Origin of the sequence: Kutzneria viridogrisea DSM 43870, assembly GCF_000525635.1 — a bacterium.
GTDB classification, from domain to species: Bacteria; Actinomycetota; Actinomycetes; order Mycobacteriales; family Pseudonocardiaceae; genus Kutzneria; species Kutzneria viridogrisea.
Window position 1 is genome coordinate 4,983,105 of record NZ_CP007155.1, and the last position, 26,125, is coordinate 5,009,229.

23 protein-coding genes are annotated in these 26,125 nt (G+C 71.7%); 5 read left to right on the forward strand and 18 right to left on the reverse strand.

Annotated features, from left to right (window positions below; genetic code table 11):
* Nucleotides 1-2: 2 nt before the first annotated feature.
* The 9 genes from KALB_RS21950 to KALB_RS21990 all read right to left on the reverse strand — a co-directional run bounded on the left by KALB_RS21950 (nt 3) and on the right by KALB_RS21990 (nt 9,591).
* Entirely contained in the window at nt 3-1,178 is a 1,176-nt protein-coding gene (locus KALB_RS21950; RefSeq protein WP_025357865.1) for a GNAT family N-acetyltransferase, read from the reverse strand.
* Nucleotides 1,175-2,383: an ATP-grasp domain-containing protein gene (locus KALB_RS21955; RefSeq protein ID WP_025357866.1), complete on the reverse strand. Its 1,209-nt coding sequence runs from the start codon at nt 2,381-2,383 to the stop codon at nt 1,175-1,177. The genes KALB_RS21950 and KALB_RS21955 overlap by 4 nt, the downstream gene beginning before the upstream one ends.
* A complete protein-coding gene (locus KALB_RS21960; RefSeq protein WP_030108373.1) occupies nt 2,380-3,399 on the reverse strand; it encodes an Ldh family oxidoreductase in 1,020 nt (339 codons plus the stop codon). The genes KALB_RS21955 and KALB_RS21960 overlap by 4 nt, the downstream gene beginning before the upstream one ends.
* The gene (locus KALB_RS21965) at nt 3,396-4,460 is read right to left on the reverse strand and encodes an enolase C-terminal domain-like protein (RefSeq protein ID WP_025357868.1); all 1,065 of its coding nucleotides are present in this window, start codon (nt 4,458-4,460) and stop codon (nt 3,396-3,398) included. The genes KALB_RS21960 and KALB_RS21965 overlap by 4 nt, the downstream gene beginning before the upstream one ends.
* Entirely contained in the window at nt 4,457-5,767 is a 1,311-nt protein-coding gene (locus KALB_RS21970) for a KamA family radical SAM protein (RefSeq protein WP_030108736.1), read from the reverse strand. Before KALB_RS21970 ends, KALB_RS21965 begins: the two co-directional genes overlap by 4 nt.
* Entirely contained in the window at nt 5,764-6,753 is a 990-nt protein-coding gene (locus KALB_RS21975) for an AurF N-oxygenase family protein (RefSeq protein WP_025357870.1), read from the reverse strand. The genes KALB_RS21970 and KALB_RS21975 overlap by 4 nt, the downstream gene beginning before the upstream one ends.
* Nucleotides 6,750-7,490 (reverse strand): TauD/TfdA family dioxygenase, encoded by a 741-nt coding sequence (locus KALB_RS21980; RefSeq protein ID WP_081789446.1) that lies wholly within the window; start codon nt 7,488-7,490, stop codon nt 6,750-6,752. Before KALB_RS21980 ends, KALB_RS21975 begins: the two co-directional genes overlap by 4 nt.
* 515 nt (nt 7,491-8,005) lie before the next feature.
* Nucleotides 8,006-8,461, reverse strand: a complete 456-nt coding sequence (locus KALB_RS21985) for an Lrp/AsnC family transcriptional regulator (protein WP_025357872.1) — start codon at nt 8,459-8,461, stop codon at nt 8,006-8,008.
* Complete coding sequence (locus KALB_RS21990; RefSeq protein ID WP_025357873.1) at nt 8,458-9,591, reverse strand: M24 family metallopeptidase; 1,134 nt, start codon at nt 9,589-9,591, stop codon at nt 8,458-8,460. The genes KALB_RS21985 and KALB_RS21990 overlap by 4 nt, the downstream gene beginning before the upstream one ends.
* Before the next feature lie 178 nt (nt 9,592-9,769).
* Between KALB_RS21990 and KALB_RS21995 the strand changes: the two genes are divergently transcribed.
* Together KALB_RS21995 and KALB_RS22000 are read left to right on the forward strand one after the other, a co-directional pair.
* Nucleotides 9,770-10,063, forward strand: coding sequence for a hypothetical protein (locus KALB_RS21995; RefSeq protein WP_025357874.1), 294 nt, complete (start codon nt 9,770-9,772; stop codon nt 10,061-10,063).
* Nucleotides 10,064-10,092: 29 nt separating this feature from the next.
* Nucleotides 10,093-11,028, forward strand: a complete 936-nt coding sequence (locus KALB_RS22000) for a 5'-3' exonuclease (protein ID WP_025357875.1) — start codon at nt 10,093-10,095, stop codon at nt 11,026-11,028.
* Nucleotides 11,029-11,179: 151 nt separating this feature from the next.
* Here the strand turns inward: KALB_RS22000 and KALB_RS22005 are convergent, their stop codons facing one another.
* Nucleotides 11,180-11,743 (reverse strand): TetR family transcriptional regulator, encoded by a 564-nt coding sequence (locus KALB_RS22005; RefSeq protein ID WP_025357876.1) that lies wholly within the window; start codon nt 11,741-11,743, stop codon nt 11,180-11,182.
* A gap of 64 nt (nt 11,744-11,807) precedes the next feature.
* Here KALB_RS22005 and KALB_RS22010 point away from each other — a divergent pair, with 64 nt between their 5' ends.
* Nucleotides 11,808-12,689 (forward strand): oxidoreductase, encoded by an 882-nt coding sequence (locus KALB_RS22010; protein ID WP_025357877.1) that lies wholly within the window; start codon nt 11,808-11,810, stop codon nt 12,687-12,689.
* Here the strand turns inward: KALB_RS22010 and KALB_RS22015 are convergent.
* The 6 genes from KALB_RS22015 to KALB_RS22040 all read right to left on the reverse strand — a co-directional run bounded on the left by KALB_RS22015 (nt 12,676) and on the right by KALB_RS22040 (nt 22,047).
* Complete coding sequence (locus tag KALB_RS22015; RefSeq protein ID WP_025357878.1) at nt 12,676-15,153, reverse strand: DUF2156 domain-containing protein; 2,478 nt, start codon at nt 15,151-15,153, stop codon at nt 12,676-12,678. The two genes, KALB_RS22010 and KALB_RS22015, sit on opposite strands and share 14 nt — an antisense overlap.
* Entirely contained in the window at nt 15,150-16,457 is a 1,308-nt protein-coding gene (locus KALB_RS22020) for an alpha/beta hydrolase (RefSeq protein WP_030111580.1), read from the reverse strand. Before KALB_RS22020 ends, KALB_RS22015 begins: the two co-directional genes overlap by 4 nt.
* Before the next feature lie 87 nt (nt 16,458-16,544).
* On the reverse strand, nt 16,545-17,747 hold the full coding sequence (locus KALB_RS22025; protein WP_025357880.1) for a GNAT family N-acetyltransferase: 1,203 nt from the start codon (nt 17,745-17,747) through the stop codon (nt 16,545-16,547).
* Between the two features lie 53 nt (nt 17,748-17,800).
* Entirely contained in the window at nt 17,801-18,562 is a 762-nt protein-coding gene (locus KALB_RS22030; protein ID WP_411931089.1) for a DUF4333 domain-containing protein, read from the reverse strand.
* A gap of 77 nt (nt 18,563-18,639) precedes the next feature.
* A complete protein-coding gene (locus KALB_RS22035) occupies nt 18,640-21,396 on the reverse strand; it encodes a DEAD/DEAH box helicase (RefSeq protein WP_025357882.1) in 2,757 nt (918 codons plus the stop codon).
* A 48-nt stretch (nt 21,397-21,444) separates the two neighbouring features.
* A complete protein-coding gene (locus KALB_RS22040; RefSeq protein WP_025357883.1) occupies nt 21,445-22,047 on the reverse strand; it encodes a class I SAM-dependent methyltransferase in 603 nt (200 codons plus the stop codon).
* 121 nt (nt 22,048-22,168) lie between these two features.
* Between KALB_RS22040 and KALB_RS22045 the strand changes: the two genes are divergently transcribed.
* Nucleotides 22,169-23,074, forward strand: a complete 906-nt coding sequence (locus KALB_RS22045; RefSeq protein ID WP_051912950.1) for a glycoside hydrolase domain-containing protein — start codon at nt 22,169-22,171, stop codon at nt 23,072-23,074.
* Nucleotides 23,075-23,086: 12 nt separating this feature from the next.
* On the opposite strand, the gene KALB_RS22050 is transcribed toward KALB_RS22045, so the two are convergent.
* Nucleotides 23,087-23,698, reverse strand: a complete 612-nt coding sequence (locus tag KALB_RS22050; RefSeq protein WP_025357885.1) for a class I SAM-dependent methyltransferase — start codon at nt 23,696-23,698, stop codon at nt 23,087-23,089.
* Nucleotides 23,699-23,716: 18 nt separating this feature from the next.
* Nucleotides 23,717-24,379, reverse strand: coding sequence for a G1 family glutamic endopeptidase (locus KALB_RS22055; protein ID WP_025357886.1), 663 nt, complete (start codon nt 24,377-24,379; stop codon nt 23,717-23,719).
* A gap of 71 nt (nt 24,380-24,450) precedes the next feature.
* On the opposite strand from KALB_RS22055, the gene KALB_RS22060 reads away from it, so the two are divergent.
* Nucleotides 24,451-26,109: a bifunctional 3'-5' exonuclease/DNA polymerase gene (locus KALB_RS22060; RefSeq protein ID WP_025357887.1), complete on the forward strand. Its 1,659-nt coding sequence runs from the start codon at nt 24,451-24,453 to the stop codon at nt 26,107-26,109.
* Nucleotides 26,110-26,125 lie beyond the last annotated feature (16 nt).

The following is a 26,125-nucleotide window of genomic DNA, read 5'->3' on the forward strand; positions in this document are numbered from 1 at the left end:
GTTCACAGGCCGCATTGCTCGATCAGTCGGGCACGTTCCCCGCTGTCCTGAAGACGCAGGGCGGTGCGCAGTTCCCCGTGCCCTGGCAGGTGGAACACCCCGAGCCTCGGCTCGAAGTGGCAACCGCGGGTGCGCTTGGCCGGGTAGCTGGCCAAGCCCAGTTCCAGCCTGCGCACGCCACGCGGCAGGCCCCACTCCAGCGCGTCGTAGTAGACGAGGTTGAAGTAGCAGAAGTCGTGTGGCCCCAACCGGTCGTAGTCGAAACCGGCGGTCCTCGCGTACAGCGTGTCCCCGCGCCGCAGGCAGATCACGAAGCCCACCGGTTCGCCCGCGCGCAGGGATCTGATCACCACGAGGTCCTCGCCGCACCAGCGGGACAGTGCCTCGAACTCGGCGATCGTGCGGTCCCGCTGGTCGGGCAGGCCGTACCGGGTGCGCAGGTTGCAGCGCAGGTCGACCAGGTCCTCGCCGATCGAGTCGGGGCCGGTCGCGATGTGGCTGCGGTCCTGCCCGGCCAGGTAGCTGCGGCGTTCGTGCAGCACCCGGCCACGGCGCCGCGAGGACAGCGAGGCCACGTAGTCCTGCCAGTCCTCGCCGTCGCACTCCAGCACGCTCTCCGCACCCAGCATGGCGATCTCGTGCTCAGGCCCCAGCGCCGGGCGGATCCAGTCCAGCAGGCCCTCGCTCAGGTAGAGCAGGCCGTGGCTGGTGCAGCCGAAGTCCGCGGCCACCGCCGCCACCGCCTCCGGCAGCCCACGGCACAACTCGATCCGCTCGTCCTTGTCCAGCGAGGGATCCAGCACGACCCCGTGGTGGGCGCCGTGCGTGCCCAGTACCAGGCTCGGGTACGCCGCGGCGCGCCGCACGGTCAGGTCCAGTGCGGTGAACTGCTCGGACTGTGCCTCGGGCAGCCGCTTGTGATCGCCGAAGGCGCCCTCGTCGCCGATCATCGCGGGCAGGTCGTAGAACAGCAGGCCGCCGGGCCGTTCGGTGCGCAGGACCGGCGCCATCAGCACCGGCTTGCCCGCCCGGACGCCGAGCAGGTTCACGACCGGGTGCTGCGGCAACTCCTCGGTCACCCGCCGGAACCCTGGCGAGGACCAGACCGGGGTGTGGCCGACCGGATCCACCCAGTCGGCGGTGTCCACTTCGGACAGTTCGACGAGCTCCCAGTTCACCGGGCACCCCCGATCGGCACCGGCTCGGGCTGCCAGCGGACCAGGCCGTCCAGCAGGTCCGCGGACTCCTGGACGCGCTGGCGCAGCACCTGTTCGTCCGGGGCGGTCACCGTCCAGGTCAGCACGAAGTCCCCGGACTTGCGGGCCTGGTAGCGGGCCTGGTCCCAGACCTCGCCGGGCTGGGCGAGCACCGCCAGGTCGTGCACCCACTCCGGGGCCGCGCTGGCGGGCACCTCGGTCAGCCGCCCCAGCCTGGGCGGCAGGCCGAAGTTGGCCACCGGCCCGGATTCCGCCGCCGCGCGTGCGATCTGGTCCACGTCCACCGGCAACCCGGCGGCCACGCGCAGCCAGGTCTGCCGCAGGTCCAGGCCCAGCGCCCGGTTGATCATGGGCGGGATGGGGTGCCCCGGCAGCCGGGAAGCGATCTCGCACAGCACCGGACGCTGTCCCTCCGCGACGAAGAACTCCGCGTGCAGCAACAGGTCCTCAGCCGGGGGCAGCGCCTCGACCACCTGCCACAGCTCCTCGGTGAGCGGGCCGTGCCAGGGGTGCTCGGCGGTCAACAGCAGACTGCCGCTACCACTGTCCGCCCAGTGCGCGAGGCAGGCCAGATCGGTGTAGGCCGCGGGCAGCGCGAACACCGGTCGGCCGCCGACCAGCAGGCCGTCCACGTGCACGACCTCGCCGGGCACGAACTGCTCGACCACGTGATCGGTGAGGTCTCCCTCGATCTCGGCCAGGTCGGCCGCCGACCGCAGGATGTGCACCCCGACGCTGCCCGAGGCCGACCGGGGCTTGAGCACCGCCGGGAACCCGTACTGCGCAACGAACTCCTGCACGCCTTCGATCGACTCGACGGTCTGGTGGGCAGGACCCGGCAGCCCAGCGGCCTTGGTGTGGCCGCGCATCAGCGCCTTGTCCCGGTAGGCAATGGCGCTGTCCGGTCGCTGACCGGGCAGCCCGAGCCGCTCCCTCAGTTCGGCCGCGGCCAGCACGTCGGCCTCGGCGAAGGACACCACCCGCTCGATCTCGTACTGCTTGGCCAGCTCCAGGCCCGCCTCGACCAGGGTCTCCGTGCGGTAGTCGGCCACGGTGACCACCGTGTCGGCCCCGTCGGGCACCTGGCCGCCGGTGAGCACCACACAGCCCTCGACCTCGCTCAGGTCCAGCCCGCGCTGCCGGGGGCTGACCAGGACCAGGATCACGGGTGCTCACCCCCGAGCCGGTCCAGCAGCGCGATCGTGGCCGAGTCCAGCTCGATGCCCTCCCGCAGCTGCCGTTCCCGGTGGGCGCGCTGCGGATCGCCGGGGATGAGCACCGGGCTCGCCGGGTCCGCGGCCCGGTTGCCCCGCACCGCGCTGATCAACCGGTCCAGGGCCGCGGTGGCCTGCTCGGCGCCGCCGAGGGCCTCCGGGTCCAGGGCCAGCAGCAGGTGCGCGACGTTGCGGCCCTCGACGGCTGTGCCGATGTGCGGCATCTCGAAGTCCAGCGGCCCGCCGACCAGCACGGCGGTCAGCACCGTGACCATCATGGCCAGGCCCTGCCCCTTGTAGCCGCCCAGCGGGGACAGCGAGGTGGCCTGCTCGGGATCGGTGGTGCCGCGGCCGTTGGCGTCCACGGCCCAGCCGGGTTCCAGTGCGGTGCCGGTCCGCCCGCGTTCCTTGATCTCGCCGAAGCAGACCTGGCTGGTGGCCATGTCCAGGCAGAACTCGGGGCCGTAGGCCACCGCGACCGGGTTGGTGCCGAACAACGGCTCGGTGCCGCCGTAGGGCGCCACCCGGCTGGCCGCCGAGGTGGTGACGAAGCCCAGCAGCCCGGCCTCGGCGATCCTGCGGGCGTAGCACCCGGCGGCCCCGAAGTGGTTGGAGCGCTGGACGCCGACCACGCCCACGCCGAACCGCCTGGCCCGGTCGACCGCCAGCTCCACGCCCCGCAGACCGGCGACCACGCCGAGCGCGTCCCCGGCGTCCAGCTGCACCACCGGCCCGGTGTCCTTGCGGACCACCAGTTCGGGCTCGGCCTCCGCGACGCCCCTGCGCAGTTCCTCCAGGTAGGGGCCCAGCAGCCGGATACCGTGGGTGTGCACGCCCAGCAGCGAGGTCTCCACCAGGACCTCGACCACCTGCTCGGCCTCGGCAACGCCCGCGGCGGCCAGCGCGGCGGTGGCCACCCGGCTCACCTCGGCCGGGCTGGTCCACCGGTGAGTGTCCACAGTGGTCATCGAACGCTCCGCTCGGTCGTCAGGTGGGCCGGGGAGGACCAGTCCGGACGGAACCCGGTGCCCGTGCCGGCGGCCAGCCGGATGTGACCGGTCTCGTCCAGCCGCACGCCCGGCCCGGTGTCGATCGCCAGCAATGCCACGGTGTCCAGGTCCACGTGGTCGGCCAGCCCGGCGAGGTGCGCCGCGGCGCTGGCCCCCGCCGAGGACTCGGGCAGGCAGCCCAACATGCTGGCCACGCCCAGTTCCCGGCACTCGCGCAGCATGGCCAGGGCCGGGGTGAGCCCGCCCGCCTTGAGCACCTTGACGTTGATGCCGTCGAAGACGCGCGCGGCCGGGCGGACCTGGTCGGGGGTGGTGACCGACTCGTCAGCGAAGATCGGCACCGGGCAGCGCTCGCGGGCGGCCCGCTGACCGTCCACCTCGGTGACGGCGAACGGCTGTTCCAGGGCGATCACACCCAGTTCCGGCAACTGGTCGAGCACCTCGAACAGGTCCCGCGGCTGCCAGCACGCGTTGCCGTCCACCCAGAACGGGGCCTCGGTGTGCGCGCGCAGGGCCCGCAGCACGTCCAGGTCGTCGGCCTTGGCCAGCTTCACCTTGTACAGGCCCCAGCCCGGGGTCCGGTTCAGCTTGTCCACCATCACGTCCACGGTGTCCAGGCCGATGCTGTAGCTGGAGGGCCGCCCGCCCGGGTCGGGCAGACCGAGGTGGGCGAACAGCGGGACGCCCGCCAGCCTGGCCGCCAGGTCGTGCCCGGCCACGTCCAGTGCCGCCAGCGCGAACGGGCAGTCCGCCAGCAGCGGTCCCAGCCGCCGCCAGGTGTCCTCCGGCCGGGTCGGATCGGCCTCGGCCAGCTGCGGCGCAACCGCCCGCAGCCGATCCAGCACGGTGTCGGTCTCGGAGTTGTAGGTGGCGGTCATGAACGCCGAGGCCTCACCCCAGCCCGACTCGCCCTCGGCGGAGAGCTCGACCAGGACGGCGCGGTGCTCCGGGATCTCCTCCCGGGCGCACCGCCACACGTCCTGGTCGGTCATGCGCACCAGGTGCGTGCGAAGCCTCATCGGGCCGCCCCGGCGAAGAACTCCCGGTCGTGCTCGCTGTACGGGCGCAGCTCGTCCCACCACTGCGCGACCGGGTCGAACACGGCGTGGAAGGGCCGCCCGACCAGCTCCGGGTCGCGGTGTTGCAGGAACCGCAGCGCGAACGCGGGTCCCTGGTGCAACTGCACGACGCCGTCGATGGCGACCTTGCCCGGCGAAGCCGACATCACCGGCCCCCGCGCGCTGCGCCCGAGCCCGGACAGCCCCTTGACCGCGCCACGGTAGATCTCCAGCGCGCGGGCCAGCGGCAGCCCGAAGTACCGGCGCGCGCCCGTGTCCCGCTCGACGAACATGTAGTACGGCACGATCCCGTTGCGGACCTGGTCCTTCCACAACCGCGCCCACACGTCCGGGTCGTCGTTGACGTGCCGCACCACCGGGGCCTGCGAGCGCAGCACGGCCCCGGTGTCGGCCAGCCTGCGCAGCGCCCGGCGGGCGGCGTCGGTGGCCAGTTCGGCCGGGTGCGACAGGTGCAGCATCAGCGCCACGTGCTTGCCCGCGTCCACCAGTTGCGACAGCAGCGTGAGCAGGTCCTCGGCCTGTTGACCGGCCAGCACGCGGTGCGGCCAGAACGAGACGGCCTTGGTGCCGATCCGCACGGTCTGCACGTGCTCGTGCTCCGGGCGCAGCAGCGGGCGCAGGTACTGCTCGATCAGCTCGGTGCGCATCACCAGCGGATCGCCGCCGGTGAGCAGCACGTCGGTAACCTCGGGGTGGCGCAGCAGGTGCTGGGTCATCACCTCCGGCCCGGACACCGCCAGCCGCAGGTCGCTGCGGTCCACGAACTGCGCCCACCGGAAGCAGTAACCGCAGTAGCTGTGGCAGGTCTGTCCCTGGCGCGGGAACACCAGCAGGGTCTCGTGGTACTTGTGCTGGAGCCCCCACCCGTCGGTGTCCTCGGACTGCGGCACGTTCAGCGCGAGCTGATCCCCGGGGTGCGGGTTGAGCCGGTCGCGGATGCCGTCCACGGTGGCCCGCAGCCCGGCCCGGTCCTGCTCGCGCATCGCCTGTTCCACGGCGGCGAAGTCCTCGGGCGGCAGCATGTCCCGGTGCGGGAACAGCAGCCGGTACATCGCGTCCTCCGGCGCCTGCCCCCAGTCGATCAGCTCCTCGACCACGTAGGAGCTGACCTTGAACGGCAGCACCTGCGACACCACGTCCACCTCGTGTGCCAGCGAGGAGTCCCCGGTGCGGTCCAGCACCAGGTCACGCAGCCTGCGCCCGGAGATCGTCCGCAGCGTGGGCTCGGACTCGACGGTCAGCGTCACTTGTTCACCACCGACTTGCCCCAGTCGAAGTCGACCTGGTCGAGCACGTCCATCTCCGTCATCAGCGAGTGCAGCCCGGTGTAGTCGCGGACCAGGCGGGCCCTGCTGGTGTCCTCCCTGGTCTCCTGGACCATGCGCTGCCAGTCCGGCACGTTCTCGATCTCGAGGATGCGCTCCCAGGTGGTGTAGTCGGTGGCCACGAACGCCTCCAGACCGGCCACGAGCATGTCCACGAAGAACCGCTTGCGGTCCGGGTCCAGCACCTCGTAGACGATCTTGCCCAGTTCGTCGGAGATCGAGGCGTGGCAGTACTCGTCGCGGTTGTGCAGCTTGGCGGTGGTGGAGTTGATCACCTGGATGTCCTGGTCCTCGGCGAGCAGGTCCAGGTAGGCGTTGATGGAGATCTCCGAAACCGTGGCGAAGGCCAGCGTGGTGAGGCTGCGCTGCCAGCGCTCCGGGTAACCGTCACGCAGCCGCCGGTGGGTCCGCGCGGTGTGCGACTCGGGCAGCCAGGCGTCGGGCAGTTCGGCCTGCCGCTTGCGCCGCGTGACCGCGCTGGCGTTGATGTGCATGAGCGTGTGGTACTGCTCGTCCACCATCGCCTGGGCCAGCGCGATCTCCATGTCCTGGCCGCCGAGGCCGGGGAACTCCCCCTCCATGACCAGCGCGAACGCCGGGTTGGCCACCCGCTGCTCGGCGAGCACGGTGTGCCGGTTGTAGGCGATCCAGGACCAGCTCAGCAGTCGTGACCGGGTGTGGTCGGGCAGCCCGCGCCAGCTGTCGTGGTCGCGGAAGGGGATGATCCCCTCCGGGTAGTCCGACCGTGAGAGGTCGAACAGCTCGTCGAGATCGGGCTCGTCGCGCTTCACGGTGGCCCGGCGGCGCCAATTGCCCGCGAGCCGGGAAATGACCGCGCTTTCCGCGAGGTCCTCGGGATCGAATGAAGGCAGCCCCGGGATGTGGACGAAATTGTCCTCCACAGTCACGCCGCCCTCCTGTCCGAAATCCAGAAGCGGGTGAGGTGACGACCCTGGTCGACATAACTCGACCGCGCGTGCAGCATGCGCTGGTTGTCCCAGATGAGCAGTGCGTCATCGGGAATGAGAATGCTCGTGCGGTTTTCCTGGAAGCAGTCGCTGACGAAGTGGGCCAGTTCCCGGCCCGCCGCGCCCAGCGGCAGCCGCTCCTCGGCGGGGGCGGAGTCCAGCGGCGGGTCGTAGTCACCGCTGGTGAGCAGGTTGAAGCTGAACCTCAGCAGCCGCTTGCCCTCGGGGTCGGTGCGCAGCATCGGGGTGCGCACCGGCCGCGGCCCGGTGCCCGGGAAGTCCAGTTCGGCCTCGGTCAGCAGGGCCAGCTGGTCGGGGTCTAGGCGGGGCAGCAGGGATTCGACGTCGAGCAGGTCGGTGTGACCGCCGCCGCAGCGGGCCTGCTGGTGGCAGAACAGGGCGAGGTAGGCAGGGCTCGGGTCCCAGCCGGGCGCCTCGGTGTGCGCCAGTATGGTGTTCACGCTCTGCGAGTAGGAGCGCCCCTCGTTGCCGGGCCGGTAGGTGACCTCGTGGGTGAGCGTCCCGTGGTACTGCGGGATCAGCTCACCTATTTCGCGCAGCAATCCTGCGGCCGATTCCTGGCCGCCGACGTCCTTGATCAGAGCATATCCGTGTTCATCGAGAACAGCCTGCGTGAGCCCTATCGACGCAGGGGCGAGAAGAAATGGCTTGGTCACGACTATCCCCAGTCATCCGCGTTTACCGCTCCCCAGTAGCCCACCGGCGACAGGACGCCCGGCGAGCACGGTCAAGCTTGGCGAGAACAACAAGATACCCTCAATGTGACCAGGATCACAATCTACTGTTTTACAGGCAGGCCTTGTATCAATAACACGGGAATGATAAAGCGGGTGTGATCCAGGTCACTTCTGCGCAACCATACGCCACCGTATGGTTGCGCGATCACTTCCGGTGAGGCCCGGTCAAGTGTGAAACCCCGACCGCCGTGCACGCGGAGTCACCGCCTGGGATCGTCCGATGACCGGCTCGCGCTGGGATGTCTGCCCCTCCGCACACCACACCGAGGTCAGTCGGGCAACGCGGCACTCCCGGCGGGCCTGGCGCTGGGCAAACAGAAAGCCGCCGTTCTCGTGGACCCCCATCCACGAGAACGGCGGCCCGTTCCCCGACCATAACCACTCTGCCCGTTACGCGGCGCAACCACATCGACCCAACGAGTGATGATGGGATGTCAGAGGCCCGGCGGGCGGTCCTCGTACGGAGTGGACAGCACCACGGTGGTACGGGTGGACACGTGCGCCAGCTCGCGGATCTGCCGCAGCAGCTCCTCCAGCGCGGTCGGCCCGGCCACCCGGACCTTGACCACGTAGGAGGCGTCCCCGGCCACCGAGTAGCACGCCTCGATCTGGGTCAGGTGCTCCAGCCGCTGCGGGTAGTCGTCCGGGGCGGCCGGGTCGATCGGCGTCAGCGAGATGAACGCCGTGAGCGGCAGGCCGATCTGCTCGCCGTCCAGCACGGCGGCGTAGCCCTTGAGCACGCCGCGCGCCTCCAGCCTGCGTACCCGCTGGTGCACCGCGGACACGCTCAGCCCGACTCGCTCGGCCAGGTCGGTGAAGCTGCACCGGCCGTCCACCGTGAGCTCGCGCAGGATCGCCCGGTCGATCGGCTCAAGCGGACTGGCGGTCACGCGGGAAGCACCACCAGGCCGTGCGGCTGGTTGTTCAGGTTCAGCACACCGTCCTCGGTGGCCACCACGATGTCCTCGATGCGCGCGCCCCAGCGGCCGGGCAGGTAGATGCCGGGCTCGATGCTGAACGCCATGCCCGCCTCCAGCACCAGCTCGTTGCCCGCCACGATGTACGGGTCCTCGTGCACGTCCAGCCCGATGCCGTGGCCGGTGCGGTGCACGAAGTACTCGCCGAAGCCCGCCTCGGTAATGACCTCCCGCGCGGCGGCGTCCACCGATTCGGCGCTCACCCCGGCGCGCACCGCGTCCACCGCGGCGCGCTGGGCCCGCTGCAGCACCGCGTAGGTGGCGGCCACGTCCTCGTGCGCGGGCTCACCCAGCGAGTAGACCCGGGTCGAGTCGGAGTTGTAGCCCTCCGGGGTCATGCCGCCGATGTCGATGACCACCACGTCCCCGGCCGCCAGCACCCGCTCGGAGACCTCGTGGTGCGGGCTCGCCCCGTTCGGCCCGGAGCCGACGATCACGAACTCCACGGTGGCGTGCCCCTCGGCCAGGATCGCGGCGGCGATGTCCTGGGCCGCGGCGGCCTCGGTGCGGCCGGGGCGCAGCCACTCACCCATCCTGGCGTGCACCCGGTCGATGGCCTCTCCGGCCCGGCGCAGTGCCGCGATCTCCGCTGCGTCCTTGCGCATGCGCAGCTCGCGCAGCACCGGCCCGGCCAGTTGCTGGTGGGCCCCCGGCATCGCGTCGCGCAGGTTCAGGGTGTGCAGCGCCGACATGCCCTCGGTCACCGCGATCCGGCCCGGCGCGTCGAGCAGCCCGGCCACCAGGCCGTACGGGTCCTCCCCGTCCACCCAGGTGGCGACCTGGACCCCGAGCTCGGCGGTGGGCACCTCGGCGTAGCCGGGCTGCTCCAGCTTGGGCACCACCAGGGTCGGCACGCCCTGCGCGGGCAGCACCAGGCAGGTGAGCCGCTCGAAGGAGGAGCCGCCCGCGCCGAGCAGGTAGCGCAGGTCCGCACCTGGCGACACCAGCAGGGCGTCGACCTGGGCGGATGCGGCGGCCGCGGCGGCGTGGGTCAGCCGCGCTTGCAGGGCCTGGACATCCAGGCCGGCGGAGGTGGCAGACATGGTCTCAGAGCGTAGTCCGCTGATCGACTTGACCATCCGGGGTGGTCGAGAGGCGTCCAGATGGCGGATGTCTTTTACCGCCCGCGCCCTGTTAACTCCATCTATGTCACCCGATTGGGTGCTCAAGTTTTCAACCAGCAGGGAAAGTTGCACGCAGAGTCACCGCAAGGGGTACGCCATGCACGTACTGTGGATCTCAGCCCTCGGGTTGGTCGCGGCTGGCTGCTGGGTGCGCATCCTCAACCCCGCCCCGGCGCGCGTGCTGACCAGACCGCTGAGCCTGTGGCGTTCCCGGCGCACCACCGAGCGCATGCTGCGTGAACTGGCCGAAGCCGGGCAGCTGGCGCCCCCGCTGCCCAGCCCGCGCGCGGAGGACGACGCGCTGCGCTCGGCCAACGTCACGATCGTGCGGCGCAGCGCGCCCACCAAGCCCGAGCCGTCAGGTGACCGCACCCCCGACGTGGTTGCCTGACGGCTCGTCCCACCTGGTTGACTTGTCCGGTGACTGCTCCCCTGGTGCTGATGGACTCGGCCAGCCTGTACTTCCGGTCGTTCTACGCGTTGCCGGAGTCGATGACCGCTCCCGACGGCACTCCGGTCAACGCGGTGCGCGGGTTCACCGACACCGTGGCCAGGATCCTGCTCGACCGCGGGCCCAGCAGGCTGGTCGCCTGCCTGGACGCCGACTGGCGGCCGGAGTTCCGGGTCGCCGCCCTGCCCTCGTACAAGGCGCACCGGGTCGCCGAGGGCGGCGCGGAGGAGTTGGTGCCCGACACGCTGACCCCGCAGGTGCCGATCATCCTCGACGTGCTGGACGCCGCGGGCATCGCCACCGCCGAGGCCACCGGCTACGAGGCCGACGACGTGATCGGCGCGCTGGCCGCCGCCGAGACTGCCGACCCGGTCGAGGTCGTCACCGGGGACCGGGACCTGTTCCAGGTCGTGCGCGACACGCCCACGCCCGCCGTGGTGGTCTACGTCGGCCGCGGCTGGGCCAAGGCAGAGGTGATCGGGCCCCGCGAGCTGGCGGAGAAGTACGCGCTGCCCGCCGAGTACGCCGGGGTCGCCTACGCCGACATGGCCGTGCTGCGCGGCGACCCCTCCGACGGCCTGCCCGGGGTGGCCGGCATCGGGGAGAAGACCGCCGCCAAGCTGATCACCGAATTCGGCTCGCTGGAGGCACTGGTCGCCGCCGTGTACGACGGCAGGGACCGCAGGCTCAGCGCCCGCGTGCGGACCAAGATGACCGAGGCCGCCGGCTACCTCGCGGCCGCGCCGACCGTCGTGCGTGTCGCCACCGACGCACCGGTGGTGCTCGACCGCGCCGACGCCGTGCCCGCCGCCCCCGCCGACGAGGCACGCCTGCTCGACCTCAAGCGCCAGTGGGGCCTTGGCACCTCCGTCGACCGACTCATCGCCGCCCTACGCCGGAACTGACCCACCCCCAACCCCGCGCGTGTCGGCGCTTCGTGTACCGCGTGTTCGCGCTCGGCGGGCGTTTTCCCAGCGGGTAAGACGGTGTACCGGAACGTCCGACACGCGGTACCGGAAGCGCCGACACGCGCTGCCCTGGTCGGCACGGGGTGGGTCAGCGGGGCTCGTCCAGCACCGCCAGCGCGGCGAGCACGTGCTGGGAACACGGCGTACCGGGGGTCGCCAGCCAGCATTCGACGGCCACCCGGATCGCGCTGAACGTCACGGCCACCGCCAGCCGGGCACGCAGGCGCTCCTGCTCGGTCGCCGACCTGGGCACCAACTGCTCGGCCAGCTCACGTTCCTGGGCCGCGGACCGGTCCAGGCTGGTCGCCCGCAGCGCGGGTGTGGCGGCCACCAGCTCCTGCACGCGGCGGGACCGACCGTCCTGCCCACCTCGGTCGACCACCGCGAGCAGGGCCCCGCGCAGGTCGCCGGGGCGGGTCGCAAGCTCGGTGAGCAGCGCCTGGTACTCCTCCTCCTGCACGGCGAGCACGGCGCCCTCCTTGGCGGTGAAGTACCGGAAGAAGGTGCGGGGTGAGACCTCGGCGGCGGCGGCGATCTCCTCCACGGTGGTGGCCTCGAAACCCTTGCGCTCGAACAGGTCCAGTGCCGCGTCGACCAGGGCGGCCCTGGTCCGCTGCTTCTTGCGCTCGCGCAGCCCGCACAGGTCCTTCACCCGCCCAGCATAGCCACCAGCCTGTCAGTTGACGCCATGTGACAGCGTCTGCCATTTTTGACGGGTGACAACCTGGATCCCCGACCTGACCGGCAAGACGGCGCTGATCACCGGCGCGAACAGCGGTATCGGCCTGCACACCGCGCGCCACCTTGCCGCGCACGGGGCCCACGTGCTGCTTGGCAGCCGCAACGCCGAGCGCGGTCAGCGGGCGGTGGCGCGCATCCTCGGCGAATCACCCTCGGCCAAGGTGGACCTGGTGCTGCTCGACCTGGCCGACCTGGGCGGGGTCCGGGAGCGGGCCGCCGAGTTGCTGGCCGCGCACGAGGGTATCGACCTGCTGGTGAACAACGCGGGCGAGAAGTTTGTGTCCAAGCGCAGGCTCACCAAGGACGGGTTCGAGGCGCAGTTCGGCACGAACCACCTGGGCCACTTCGCGCTGACCGGTCTGCTGCTGCCCGCCCTGCTGCGACGGCCGGGCGCGCGGGTCGTGTCGGTGACCAGCATCGCGCACCGGCTCTTCGGTTTCGACTTCGCAGACCCGCAGCAGACCGACTACAACAGCAGCCGCGCCTACAGCCGGTCCAAACTGGCGAACCTGCTGTTCGCGCTGGAACTGGACCGCAGGCTCGCCGGGCACGAGGCGATCAGCGTGGCCGCGCACCCGGGTTTCGCCATGGACACCACCGGCAACGCCGTGCTGGACGTGCTGACCAAGCCGCTGATCCAGGACATGGCGGCCGGGGCGCTGCCCTCCCTGTACGCGGCGACCGTGCCCTCGGTGCGCGGCGGCCAGCTCTACGGCCCCGGCAACCTGGTGCGCTCCAAGGGATCGCCCCGCCTGGAGCGGCCATCGGCCCGGGCGAGGGACCTGGACAGCGCCCGCAGGCTGTGGACGCTGTCCGAGGAGCTGACCGGCGTGGGCTACCGGTTCACGGCAGCCTGACCAGCTTGCGCGCCAGGCGAAGTCCCTGGCGCGCGGTCAGGTCGGGCAGGTAGGCGCGGCCGATGGCGTTGCCGATCGCGGGCAGCGCGGACGGGTCCGGGTAGGCCATGTAGAGCGGCAGGTACTCGGGCTGGAACTTCGCCTTGAAGCTGAGCAGCGAGCGGAACCCGTACACCGGTTCCAGCGCCTTGCCCGTGACGTCCAGGATCCGTTGCAGCGCGGTGACCTGCTCGCCCCGGTCCAGCCGGGCCAGCGGGGCGCCGGACAGGCTGAGGAACTCCGCGCCCTCCTCCTTGACCAGCTGCGCGGCCGAGGCGATCAGGAACTCCATCACGCCCTTGAACGTGCTGCTGCCACGCCTGCGCATGAAGTCCAGGGTCCAGCCGACCACCTGACCGTCCCGGTACACCGGCAGCCAGCTGGTGATGCCGTGCACGGTCCACTGCTCGTCCACCGCGACCAGGCAGCGCACGTCCGGGTCGTTGAGCTCGTCCATGCCGCCCAGGGTGAAGCCCATCTCCGGCATGCCCTTGTCGGCCACCCACTCCTCGGAGATGGCCCGTACCTGGTCGGTGATCGACAGCGGCGCCCTGGGGTAGTTCACCCACTCCGCGCGGATCCCGGCCTTGCCCGCCTTGTTCAGCGCGGTGCGGATGTCCTGCCACTTCTTGCCGGTGAACTCCAGCTCGGCCAGCGGCACCACGGTGTCCTCGGCCACCTGCACGGCCTTCCAGCCCAGGTCCACCGCCGTGTCCCGCAGTCGCTCGGTGACGCTGTACAGGCACGGGGTCCAACCATTGCGGCGGCAGAACTCCTCGAACCCGCGCACCGCCTCGGAATGCACAGCCGGGTCGCCCAACGGGCCGCCGGTGGTCAGCGCCACGGTGGCCGCGACCCGGTAGGCCAGTGCCGAACGTCCGTCCTCGGTGAACCAGTAGTGGTTGCCCGGCCAGGTGGTCATGTACGCCAGCGAGGAGCCACTGTTGGCCACCATCAGCGCCCTGGCGCGGGCGGTGGCCTCGTCGTCGACCGCGGTGCGGGACCGCCAGAAGCTGATCAGCAGCCCGATCAGCAGCACCACCCAGAACACCGCTCCGCAGAACTCCCACACCACCAGCGCGATCCCGCCGGTGGGCAGGAAGTCCACGCTGTTGAGGAACGCGTAGGCGGGCGGCAGGTACCGGCTGGGCAGGTCGCCGAGCAGCCCGCCCAGGTCGGGCACCGGCTCGAAGTGCGCGCGGTCCCAGTAGCCGATCAGCAGGTACCCGCCCGCGGTCAGCACGGCGGTGGCCACCAGTCCGAGACCCAGCCGCAGGTAGGTGGCCCGCGGGGCGGTCACGGTGAAGAACCGCCGGGTGGCCAGCAGCAGCCCGATCACCAGGCAGGGCACCACGACCGGGGCGACCAGCAGCAGCAACTCGTTGGAGGTCGGCTCCCCCGCGGCGGCCGACTCCTCGGCCCAGCTGAGGGAGAACAGGGCGCAGGCCACGGCGAGCACCAGGTTGAACACCAGCGCCAGCCACCAGGCGAACCGGCGTCCCCTGCGCAGGCCCTCGGCGGCGGCCAGCAGCAGCAGGGCGGGCCCGATCGAGGTGATCGCCGAGCCGAAGCCCGTGCCCAGGGTCTGCGACCGGGCCAGGCGGCACTGAGCGGCCAAGGCCGGGTCGTTGCAGGAGTTCTGCACCTCGTCCGGTCCCACCCCGGGTGAGGCGAACATGTACTGCATGAACTGCAACGGACCGTACCCGGACTTGGAGAACAGCGTCAGGATCGGGCCGAAGGCGGTGGCGGCCACCACCAGGGCGACCAGCACCTTGGTCTCCGAACGGGAGGAGGCGCCTACGGTGGCGGTGGAGCGGCCGATCAGCACCCGGCCCAGCGCGAGGCCCAGCAGTGCGTCCACCACCCGCATGACGTCCAGCAGGGTGCCGGAGTACAGGGCCAGCACGAGCACCCCGGTGAACAGGAACAGCCGCAACCGGCGCCGCCACAGCGCGGACAGCTTGTAGGTGAGCACCACGCCCAGACCGACCAGCGCGGGCGAGGGGCCCACGTCGTAGGTCTCGCTGAGGCTGACGAGCCAGTAGTCCCCGGTCCGCGCCAGCAGTGCGACCACGCCGACGGTGAGCAGGCTGCCCACCACCTGGCCGAGCACCAGCACCAACCCGGTCATCCGGCGGCCCAGCAGGCGTTCCGAGGGCACGCCGATGGCCAGCACCAGCAGGCTGACCACGATGTAGGAGGGCAGTGTGGAGCACCAGAACGCCGAGGACAGCGGGGTCCACCAGTAGCCCTCGGCCAACTGCCCGGCACCGATGGCCACGTACTCGTTGAGGTTGTCCGACGGGCCGGTCAACAGGGTCCCGGTGGCCGCGCCGACCACCCACAGGACCAGCACGAACCCGGTGGACACCGGTGACCGCCGCAGCAGCCCCAGCAGCCGCAGAGCGCTGTCCCGAGTCACTTGATCAGCTCCATCCGCCGCACGAGCCACGGCACCACCACCGAGGCGAGCGCTTCCCGCCACAGGATCCACGTGTGCCCGCCCGGCATCTCCTTGTACTGAATGTCCATGCCCGCCTGCTTGCCCGCCGCGAAGATCTCCTGCTGCTGGGGTTTGTACTCGGCGTCCTGCGCGCCGACAATGAGCAGTGCATGGGTGTTCGGGAACTTCTGCCTGGCCATGATGTCCTTGGGCGTGCTGCGCAGGTAGGCGGACTCGTTGCCGCCGAACAACCTGTCCACGGTTTCCTTGCGGCTGGCCAGCATCGGCTCGCGCTGGCCGGACAGGTCGAACAGGTTCGGGTAGGTCTGCGGCGCGCGCAGGGCGACCAGCAACGCGCAGGTGGCACCGGAGGAGCCCCCGCCGATCGCCCAGCGGCTGCGGTCGCGGGACACCTGGAGGTTGGCGGCCACCCAGTCGGGCACATCCTTGGCCAGGTAGGTCTGTGGCTTGCCGAGCGGGGAGTCCAGGCAACTCGGGTTGTCCTCGGTGACGCCGACGTGGTCGGCCATGACCACCACGGGGGCCAGTCCCTTGTGCTGTGCGGCGAACTGGTCGAGCGTCTCGTTGAGGTGCCCGGCGTCGATCCACTGCCGGGGCGAGCCGGGGTCACCCGGGATGACCACCAGTACCGGCAGTTCGGCCCGGGGCGTGCTCAGGTAGGCGGGCGGCAGGTAGATCAGCGCCTCCCGGGGCTTGAAGCCGCCCGAGGACGGGATGCTCGCCTTGACCACCTTGCCCTCGCGGGGCATGTCCGCGGGCGGCTGCCACACCTGCTCCAACGGCGTGCCCGGCGGGCTGTGCACCGAACTGGTCACCGTGGCGCTCACCGAGGACAGGTCGTGGGAGGGGTCCAGCAGCGGGCCGAGCAGCGCACGTGTCGTGGTGTAGGCCCCGTAGTGGATGTTGGCCTGCGCGGCCACGACGACCAGCGACCACACCACGCCCAGCACCATCAGCGCCCGCAACGGCCAGCGGGCCAGCCGCATCCTGGCCACCGACAGGCACAGCACGAGCGTGGCGGCACCCGCCCAGGCGAAGATCACCAGCGGGATGACGTCCGGGTAGGGCTGCCACACGTAGTTGACCACCAGGTAGCCGCCGAGGCCGACCACCAGCGCGACGGCCACGCTGATCGGCACCGCCCGCAGCCACCACGAACGCCTGCGCACCCACAGCAACGCGACCAGCAGCACCAGCACCGACGCCGCCAGCAGCACCTGTGCCGAGACACCGATCAGCGACCAGTCCAGCGGTGACTTCATGCCCACTCCGCTCCGTTCCGCCACGAGCATCCGCCACCCCGGCGGTCACCGACACCGCTGCTGAAGATCGTCACCCGACACGGTGATTCAGAAGTAGGTGCCGCACCAGGCGCGAGGCTTGCTCGCGAACACCGTATCGGCCCTCGGCAGCGCCGCCGGGTCGAGTACCCCCACGCGGCCCGCCGCGGCCAGCGCGGATACCGGCACGTCACCGAGGTAGGCGGCGGCCAGCGCGTCCACGGGCAGCACGAGTTGGGCGGCCCGCCCGGTGCGCTCGGCCCCGTCCGGCCCGACCAGGTAGCGGCCCTCGTTGCCGGGCAGGAACCGGTCGGTCACCGCCACCACCACGGGCTCGGTGCCGCCGTAGGTGCGGGCCGCCAGCGCGGCGGGCACGTCCACCAGCCGCAGCCAGGTCTCGTCGGACACCCGGTCCACGGCGCAGGCCCGGCTGTCGGCCAGCAACAGGGTCAGCGGCTGGTCCAGCGGGCCGCCCTCGTAGCTGATCCGGTGCACCAGGTCCACCCCCAACAGGTAGCGCCACAGCTCCGCCAGCGCCGTCCCGTCGGCCGCGAACAGGTTGGTGATCTTCATCTCGTGGCCGAAGTCGGCACCGTCCAATGTGGACACCGTGTAGACCGCGAAGGCGTTCTCGGTGCCGTCGGCCGCGGTGTGCACGGCGCAGCGCGGGAAGCCCTCCTTGGCGGCGCGGCGCACGATGAAGTCGCGAAAGCCCTGGGGCAGCTGGATTCCCCCGAGGTGCTCGCCGGCGAGCGCATGTTGCAGCCGCGGCACCGTGCTGACGAGTTCCTCGCTGTCGGTGATCTCCCGCACACGCCCGCCCGCGGGGGCGTCGGCGTGCAGCACGGCCCGCCCACGGTCCACCACCACACGCTGGAACCGGGTGGCCACCCCGTAGCCGAAGCGCCGGTAGATCACGCCCTCGGAGGCGCGCAACGTGGCCACCGGCGCGGTGGAACCGGTCAGCTGAGCACGCATCAGCGCGGTGAGCACGCCCCGGCGGGTGTGGTCGGCGCGCACGCCAACCCGGCTCACCGCCTGCATCGGCACCAGCGCACCGCCGGGCACCCGCAGCCTGCCGTGCAGGCCGACCGCGGTGCCGACCATGCGGCCGTCAACGAAGGCGCCGAGCGTGTCGGCATCCTCGTAGGAGCGCTGGGCGAGCTGCCAGTCCTCGTCGCTGATCGGCGCGACGTGCAGCGCGGCGCGAAAAAGCCCGTTGGCAGCGCGGAGCTGCTCGGACGCCAGCAGCCGGATGTCAGGTTCCTCCACACGGGTGATCTTGCCTGGCCACCCGGCCTGCTGTCACATACCGCCCGGTCGGGCTATTGCGGCTGCCCGACCTCGTAGTGCCCGTCGTCGCTCTTGACCGTGATGGTCACCGACTTCTCCTGGCCGTCCACGGTGGCCTTGCAGGTGAACGTGGTGCTCGCCTTCACCGGCTGGTCCGCCGGGCAGGTCACCGAGCTGACCTTGAGCTTGTAGTCGTTCTTCAGCACGGTGCTGACGCCCTCCTGCACCGCGTTGTTGTCGAAGACCTTCTTGTTGAAGAAGCCCGGGGTGACGAAGCCCAGGAAGGCCACCACCGCGATGAGCACCACCACGATGATGATCAGGATCACCAGGGTGGAGGACTTCTTCTTCGGCGCGGGCTGCTGACCGAAACCTCCGGGCTGGCCGTACTGGCCACCGGGCTGCGGCTGCTGCCCCCACTGCGGCTGCTGGCCCGCCACCGGCTGGCCCCACTGCGGGGCCTGCTGCTGGGGCTGCTGTCCCCACTGCTGCTGGCCAGGTTGCTGCTGCCCCGGTTGCTGTGGGTAACCACCCGGCTGTTGCTGCGGGTAACCGCCGGGCTGGCCGTACTGCCCCGGCTGCGGTTGACCCGGCGGCTGTTGTCCTGGTTGCTGCTGGGGGTAACCGCCGGGCTGCTGGCCCCACTGCGGCTGTCCTGGCTGCTGGGCGGGCGTACCGCCGGACGGCGTGCCGGGGTACCCGCCCCCCTGGGGCTGCTGGCCCCACTGCTGCGGGTCGTTGCCCCCGGACGGTCCGTACGGGCTGGTCATCATCGCCTCCGTGATCTTCCCCAAGCGGCCTCTCGGCCGCGATCAAACCACACCGGCACCCCGTTCGGGATGGCCACTCGTACCGCGTGCGGCAGTCGTGACTACATGGTTGCCATCGCGATCACGCCCCTGCGCAGCGCCCGCACCGCCTCGGCCGCCGTGCCGCCCACGACGGTGTCGCCGCCCATCACGTCCCGCAACTGGTCGAGCAGGTCGATCACCTGGCGGCACCAGCGCACGAAGTCACCAGCGGAAAGCTCCTGGCCGTTGGTCTCCGCCGAGGTCAGCACCTTCTCCAGGGACTCACCCCTGGCCCAACGGTAGACCGGCCAGGCGAAACCCGCGTCGGGCTGTCGGGTGCGCTCCACCTTGTGCCTGCGCTCGTCCTCCTCCAGGCCCGCCCACAGCCGCATGGTCTCCAACAGTGCCTGGTTGACCGCCCCGGTGGGCATGCGCACCTCGGTCTGGCCGTCCCGGCGCGCCTCGAACACCAGGGCCGAGACCACCGCCGCCAGCTCGGGCGCGGTCAGCTGCTCCCACACACCCTCGCGCAGGCACTCCGCGGCCAGCAGGTCCGACTCGCTGTAGATCCGGGCCAGCCGCCGCCCGGACGGGGTGACGGTCTCCCCGCCGGAGGCCAGGTAGCCGCGCTCGCGCAGCAGGGCGCGCAGCCGGTCGAAGGAGCGGGCCAGGGAGTGCGTGGTGGCGGCGACCTGGCGCTCCAGCCGCTCGGTCTCCTGCGCCAGCCTGGCGTGCCGCTCGGCCCACCTGGCATGCGCCTCCCGGTCGTCGCAGCCGTGGCAGGGGTGCGCCCGCAGCGCCCTGCGCAGGCTCGCCAGCTCCGAGTCGTCGTGCGGGTCGCTGCGGCGGCGCTGCCGGTGCGGGGCGCTGATGCCGGTGTCGCGCAGCGCGGAGGCCAGGTCCCTGCGCACCCTGGGCGAGCGCCAGTCCACGTTCTTGGGCAGCCGCATCCGGCCCAGCGGCTGCACCGGGGCGGGGAAGTCGGTGACCGACAGGGTGCCCACCCAGCGGTCCTCGGTGAGTACGAAGGGCTTGGCCTCGCCCAGTGGGTCCAGCCCGGGATCGATCACCACGGCGATGCCCGAGCGGCGGCCCGAGGGCACCGCGATGACATCGCCCTTGCGCAGCCGCTCCAGCGACTCCGCGGCCTCCGCCCGCCTGCTGGCGCTGTTCTGCCTGGACAGGGCCTTCTCCCGGTCGCCGAGCTTGCGGCGCAGCTCGGCGTACTCGGCGAAGTCCCCGAGGTGGCAGGTCATCGACTCGGCGTAGCCCTCGAGGGCCTGGTGGCCGCGCTCGATGCGCTTGGCCAGGCCCACCACCGAGCGGTCGGCCTGGAACTGCGCGAAGGACTTCTCCAGCATCTCCCTGGCGGCCTGCGCGCCGACCTGCTGCACCAGGTTGACGGCCATGTTGTAGCCGGGGCGGAAGGAGGAGCGCAGCGGGTAGGTGCGGGTGGAGGCGAGGCCGGCGACCTGCTTGGGGTCGACCCCGGGCTGCCACACCACCAGGGCGTGCCCCTCCACGTCGATGCCCCGGCGGCCCGCCCGGCCGGTGAGCTGGGTGTACTCCCCCGGCGTCAGGTCGACGTGCGCCTCGCCGTTGTACTTGACCAGCTTCTCCAGCACCACGGTGCGCGCGGGCATGTTGATGCCCAGCGCCAGGGTCTCCGTGGCGAACACCACGCGGACCAGGCCGCGCACGAACAGCTCCTCCACGGTCTCCTTGAACGCGGGCAGCAGCCCGGCGTGGTGGCTGGCGATGCCACGCTCCAGCGCCTCGCGCCACTCCCAGTAGCCCAGGACCACCAGGTCGCCCTCGGGCAGGTCCCTGGTGTGCTGCTCGATGATCGCGCGGATCTGCTCCACGTCCTCGGGCCCGGTCAGCCGCAGCCCGGCCCGCACGCACTGGGTGACCGCGGCCTCGCAGCCCGCCCTGCTGAACACGAAGTCGATCGCGGGCAGCAGGTCGGCCTGGTCCAGGCGGGTGATGATGTCCACCCGCGAGGGCGGCCGGAACCGGGGGGCGCCGCTGCGGGCCCGGGCCGCGCGCGGGCCGCGGCCCCGGCTGAAGGGCACGTGCTGGCGGCCCATCTCCTCGGCCCTGCGCAGCAGCTGCGGGTTGATGTGCGCCTCGCCGCCGTCACCGGGATCCCCGGCGAACAGGTCCATCACCCGGCCGCCGAGCATCATGTGCTGCCACAGCGGCACGGGCCGGTGCTCGTCGACCACCACGGTGGTGTCCCCGCGCACCGCGACCAGCCACTCGCCGAACTCCTCGGCGTTGCTGACCGTGGCGGACAGGCCGACCACCCGCACCGCCTCGGGCAGGTGCAGGATGACCTCCTCCCACACGGCGCCGCGGAACCGGTCGGCGAGGTAGTGCACCTCGTCCATGACCACGTAGCCCAGGCCGCGCAGGGTGTGCGAGCCCGCGTAGAGCATGTTGCGCAGCACCTCGGTGGTCATCACCACCACGGGCGCGTCACCGTTGACGGAGGTGTCGCCGGTGAGCAGCCCGACGTTGTCCGCACCGTGCCGCGCTGTCAGGTCGGCGTACTTCTGGTTGGACAACGCCTTGATCGGCGTCGTGTAGAAGCACTTGCTGCCGCCCGCCAGCGCCAGGTGCACGGCGAACTCGCCGACGACGGTCTTGCCCGCACCGGTGGGAGCGCAGACGAGCACGCCGTGCCCGTCCTCGAGGGCCTCGCAGGCGCGCAGTTGGAAGGGGTCGAGGTCGAACGACAGCGCCGAGGTGAACTCGGTCAGCTGCGGACGGGCGGCGCGGCTCCGAAAAGCGGCGTACGCCTCTGCCGGGGACTGGGAAGGGCTGGGTGCCACGTCATCAGGCTTTCACATCCCCCCGACAAATGGCGGGCACCTGCGTCACTACGCCGTGGCGTGGACGAACTGGTGCACCTCGGCCCGGCCGCCCTCGGGCGCGGCCAGCGGCACGTCCCGGTGCTCCAGCACGGTGAACCCGGCCGACTCGACCACCGCCAGCAGCTGCTCGGTCGGGTAGGCGCTGACCCGCAGCGGGGTGCCCAGGAAGTCGATCGGCTCGGCGTCGAACTCGCCGAGCACCATGCCCAGCACCAGCAGCTTCGGCCCGCGCAGCCGGGCGCGCAGGTCCGCCAGCACGGCGGGGATCTCGGCCCTGGACAGCATGAGCAGCGCGAAGAAGGCCGTGACAGCCTCGAACTCACCCAGGTCGGCGCCGAGTTCGCGCAGGTCGCGCCGGTGGAAGGTGGCGCGGGGTGCGGTCTGGCGGGCCAGCTCCAGCATGACCTCGGACTCGTCCACCCCGACCACCTCGAACCCGCGCTCGGACAACTCCCGCGCGGTCGGCTCACCCGAGCCGCAGCCCACGTCCAGCACCCGCGCTCCCGGCGGCAGCCGATCCGCCAGCCAGGCGTCGGCGGCCCGCTGGGCGCCGCGGTCCTGGCGGGTGTCGTCGTAGCGGGACCCGATGTGGTCGAAGGGCGTGCTCACCCGGTCGACTGTAGTGAGCACCGGGCATCGACGGCGACGCACCCGTGACGGGGGGCTCAGCAGACTCGGCCACCACACCCAAGAACGACGAGCGGCGTGGGCCGCTCCGAGGGAGGTGACCATGCCGACCGTGCTGGCCTACGGCGCCGACTACAGCGACCGCGAACTGGGCCCCGAGGAGCTCGACGCCTACGACCGGCAGCACCCGGACGAGCAGATCTCGGTGCTGCTGCGCTACATCGGGTACCCGGACAACCCGAAGTGCATCAGCTGCTACCCCGGGGCCTACCAGCGCCACGTGGACGCGGGCCGGACCGTGCTGCTGGTCGCCCAGCAGGGGTGGCACGACGCCGCCGAGGGCTACCAGGGCGGCCAGGCCCGCGCGCGGCTCGCGCTGGAGGACGCCCGCCGGATCGGCTACCCCGAGGACCTGCCGATCTTCATGGCCTCGGACCGGTGGCTGGGGCCGAACCCGGAGCGGGGCTGGCCCGCGATCCCGCTCGGCACCGCGATGGCCTACCTGGACGGGGCGGCCAGCGTGCTGGGCAGGGAACGCACCGGCGCGTACGGGTTCCGCGACTTCGTCTACCCCGCCCAGGACGGGGCGCACGCCTGGTGGCTGTGGCTGTGCGGGGACGAGGCCGGGGTCCGTGACGGCATCCAGTTCTACCAGTGGAACGGCGGCACCCTGTCCATCGGGGGCGTACCGGCCGATCTGAACAAGGTCTACGTGGACCTGAGCAACGGAGGTGGCTTCATGTCCCTGTCCAACCAGCAGCAGGCCGCACTGGCCGCGATGGCCGACCAGTACCTGCCAGGTGAGGACGGTGTCCGCGGCGCCGGACGCATGGTGCTGTGGCTCAACGACCGGTTCACCGAACTGTCGGCGCAGAACGCGGCGCTCACCGCCGCCGTGCAGGCAATGGCGGGCGGCGCCACCACCGATCAGCTCCGCCAGTACATCGACGAGGCGGTCGCCCGGCACGTGCAGGTGACGGTGGAGGTCGCGGGCAAGCCCGGCGCGTAGCGGTGGCGGGGGTCAGTCGGCGGTCAGGAACAGGTACTGGTGGGTCTCCAGCCGGCCGGCCTCCTCCGCCTCCAGCACGGCCTCCTTCTTGTCCAGCACCCGGAAACCCGCCGCGGTCACCACCTCCAGCAACTGGTCGGTCGGGTAGGCGGTGACCGGGATCCACACTCCGAGGAAGCTGATCGGGAACGCGTCGAAGTCCCCGTAGACCATGCTCATCACCAGCAGCTTGGGCCCGCGCAGCCGCGAGCGCAGGTCCGCGAGCACCTGTGCCACCTCGGCCCTGGACACCAGCAGGAGCGCGAAGAAGGCCGTGACCGCGTCGAACTGGCCGAGGTCCTCGCCGAGGTCGCGGAAGTCGCGCTGCAGGAAGGTCGCACCCGGCACTCCCGCGCGGGCCAGGTCCAGCATCACGCCGGACTCGTCCACGCCGACCACCTCGAACCCGCGCTCGCACAACTCCCGCGCCGTGGGCTCACCGGAACCACAGCCCACGTCCAGCACGCGGGCGCCCGGTGACAGGCGGTCCGCCAGCCACGCGTTGGCGGCGTAGTGGGCACTGCGGTCCGCGCGGGAGGCGTCGTAGTTGGCCCCGATGCGGTCGAACGGCGCTGGCTCAGCCATGGCGCAGGACTGTATCGGTCAATGCCCGAGCCACCTGGTGCTGAACTCCGTTCCGTAACGCAAATCGGTGGTTTCGGTCTTCGGGCCACCCCCGCCGAGCTGGATCTCGGTGCGACCGTGCGTCACCCGGTCCAGTGGTGCGTGGTTCACGCTGATCCCGGCGAACCCGACCTGGCCGAAGTCGGCAAGCGGCAGCTGCGTGCCCACCATGGGCGCCTCGGACACCACCTCGGCCGAACTCAGCGGGGCCTCGGGCACCCTCTTGCTCACCGTGTGCTCCCAGCGCTGGGTGGTGTTGCGCAGGGTCATCACGAAGGTGCGGTCCTCGCCGACCGTGATGAGGGCCTGGAAGTGGTCGCCCGGCGCCACCGGCTCGGTCAGCGGGGTGGCCGCCGCCGGGAACCACTCGTACCAGGCCGAGTAGCGGGGTCTGCCCGCCTCGCAGTCCACGGCGGTGCCCAACTGCTCCAGGTCGGGCGTGCCGTAGCCGTCCAGGCCGATCCAGAAGCTGGCCGCCGAACGCTCGCCGGGGGCGCAGGTCACCTCGGGCTCCGTCCACTCGGCACTGATCTGCGCGTAGTGCCCCGAGTAGGCGACGTAGCCCGCCCACATGCCGTTGTCCACGGCGGGAGCCGCCGAGGCCAGCACGAGCAGTGCCACCGAACCCAGCGTTGCGGCCATGGCCGCAGCGTAACCGGGTGGTGACCGCGCCGTCGCCGGAACTTGTCAGGGGTGTCCAGCAAGATGTCGGTGTGCGGGTTGCGGTGGTGCCGACACCGGAGGGTGGGGCCGGGTTCCAGGAGCTGACCGAGGACGGTCGGCCGGTCGGTGGGCCGTGCCTGGAGGACCTGGTGGCGGGCGTGCGGCGCAGGGAACTCGCGCACGCCCCGCGCTGGGTGTGGGCGAACACGATGGAGCTGTACCCGAGGCTGCTGGCGGCGGGCGTGCGGGTGGAGCGCTGCCACGACGTGGAGCTGACCGAGGCGCTGCTGATGGGCCACGCGGGCCGGTGGGGCGATCCGCGTGGGGTGCTCGCGGCCTGGGCGCGGATGACCGGCGGCCCGGTGCCCGCCGACCGGCCGCCGCGCTCGCGGGACACCCAGCCCACCCTGTTCGAGGCCGAGCAGGAGACCGAGTCCCTGGACGTGCTCGTCGCCGTGCACGCCGAGCAGCGCCGCCGCATGGGGTCCGCGGAGCACCCGGCCCGGTTCGGCATGCTGGTGGCCGCCGAGTCCGCCGGTGCGCTGGCCGCCGCCGAGATGGGGCACAACGGGCTGCCCTGGCGGGCCGACGTGCACTCGGCCCTGCTCACCGAACTGCTCGGGCCGCGCCAGACCCACGGCCTGCCCCCGCAGCGGCTGGGCGAGCTGTCCGAGCGCATCGCCGAGGCGCTGGGCGACCGGCGGTTGCGCCCCGACTCTCCCGCCGAGGTGCTGCGCGCCTTCGCCCGCGCGGGCATCCGGCTGCCCTCCACCCGGTCCTGGGTGCTCAAGGAGGTCGACCACCCGGCTGTGCCGTTGTTGTTGGAGTACAAGGAGCTCTACCGGATCTACACCGCGCACGGCTGGTCCTGGCTGGCCTCCTGGGTGCGCGACGGGCGGTTCCGGCCCGAGTACGTGCCCGGCGGTGTCGTGTCCGGACGGTGGGCCACCCGCGGTGGCGGCGCGCTGCAGATCCACCGCACCGTGCGCCGCGCCGCCATCGCCGACCCCGGCTGGGTGCTCGTCGTGGCCGACGCCGGTCAGCTCGAACCCAGGATCCTGGCCGCCCTGTCCGCCGACGAACGGCTCGCCCTGGCCAGCCGCGACGGGGACCTGTACCGCGCCCTTGCCGACGAGGCCTTCGAGGGCGACCGGGCCCGCGCCAAGATCGGCATGCTGGCCGCCCTCTACGGGCAGACCAGCGGCGAGGCCCCCGCGCTCGTCGCCGCACTGCGCAAGCAGTTCCCGCGAGCCGTCGACTACGTGGAACGAGCCGCCCAGGTCGGTGAGTCCGGTGGCCTGGTCCGCTCCTGGCTGGGCCGCACCTGCCCGCCAGCCACCTCCTCGGTGGCCAGCCTGGACCCCGAACCCGCCGAGGACGCCCCCGGCACCAGCGCCGCCAGCCACCGCGCCCGCGGCCGGTTCACCCGCAACTTCGTCGTCCAGGCCAGCGCCGCCGACTGGGCCCTCGCTCTGCTCGCCACCCTGCGGACCGGCCTCACCGCCCTCGGCTCCCCCGCACACCGCCCCGAACTCGTGTTCTTCCAGCACGACGAGGTCATCGTCCACTGCCGTGCCCAGGACGCCGACGCCGTTGTCGCCCTCGTCGAACACGCCGCCGTCCGCGCCGGCCACCTCGTGTTCGGCGCCACCCCCGTCCGTTTCCCGTTGGACGTCACCGCCGTCCAGTGCTACGCCGACGCGAAGTGAGGGGATGTGGCTTTCC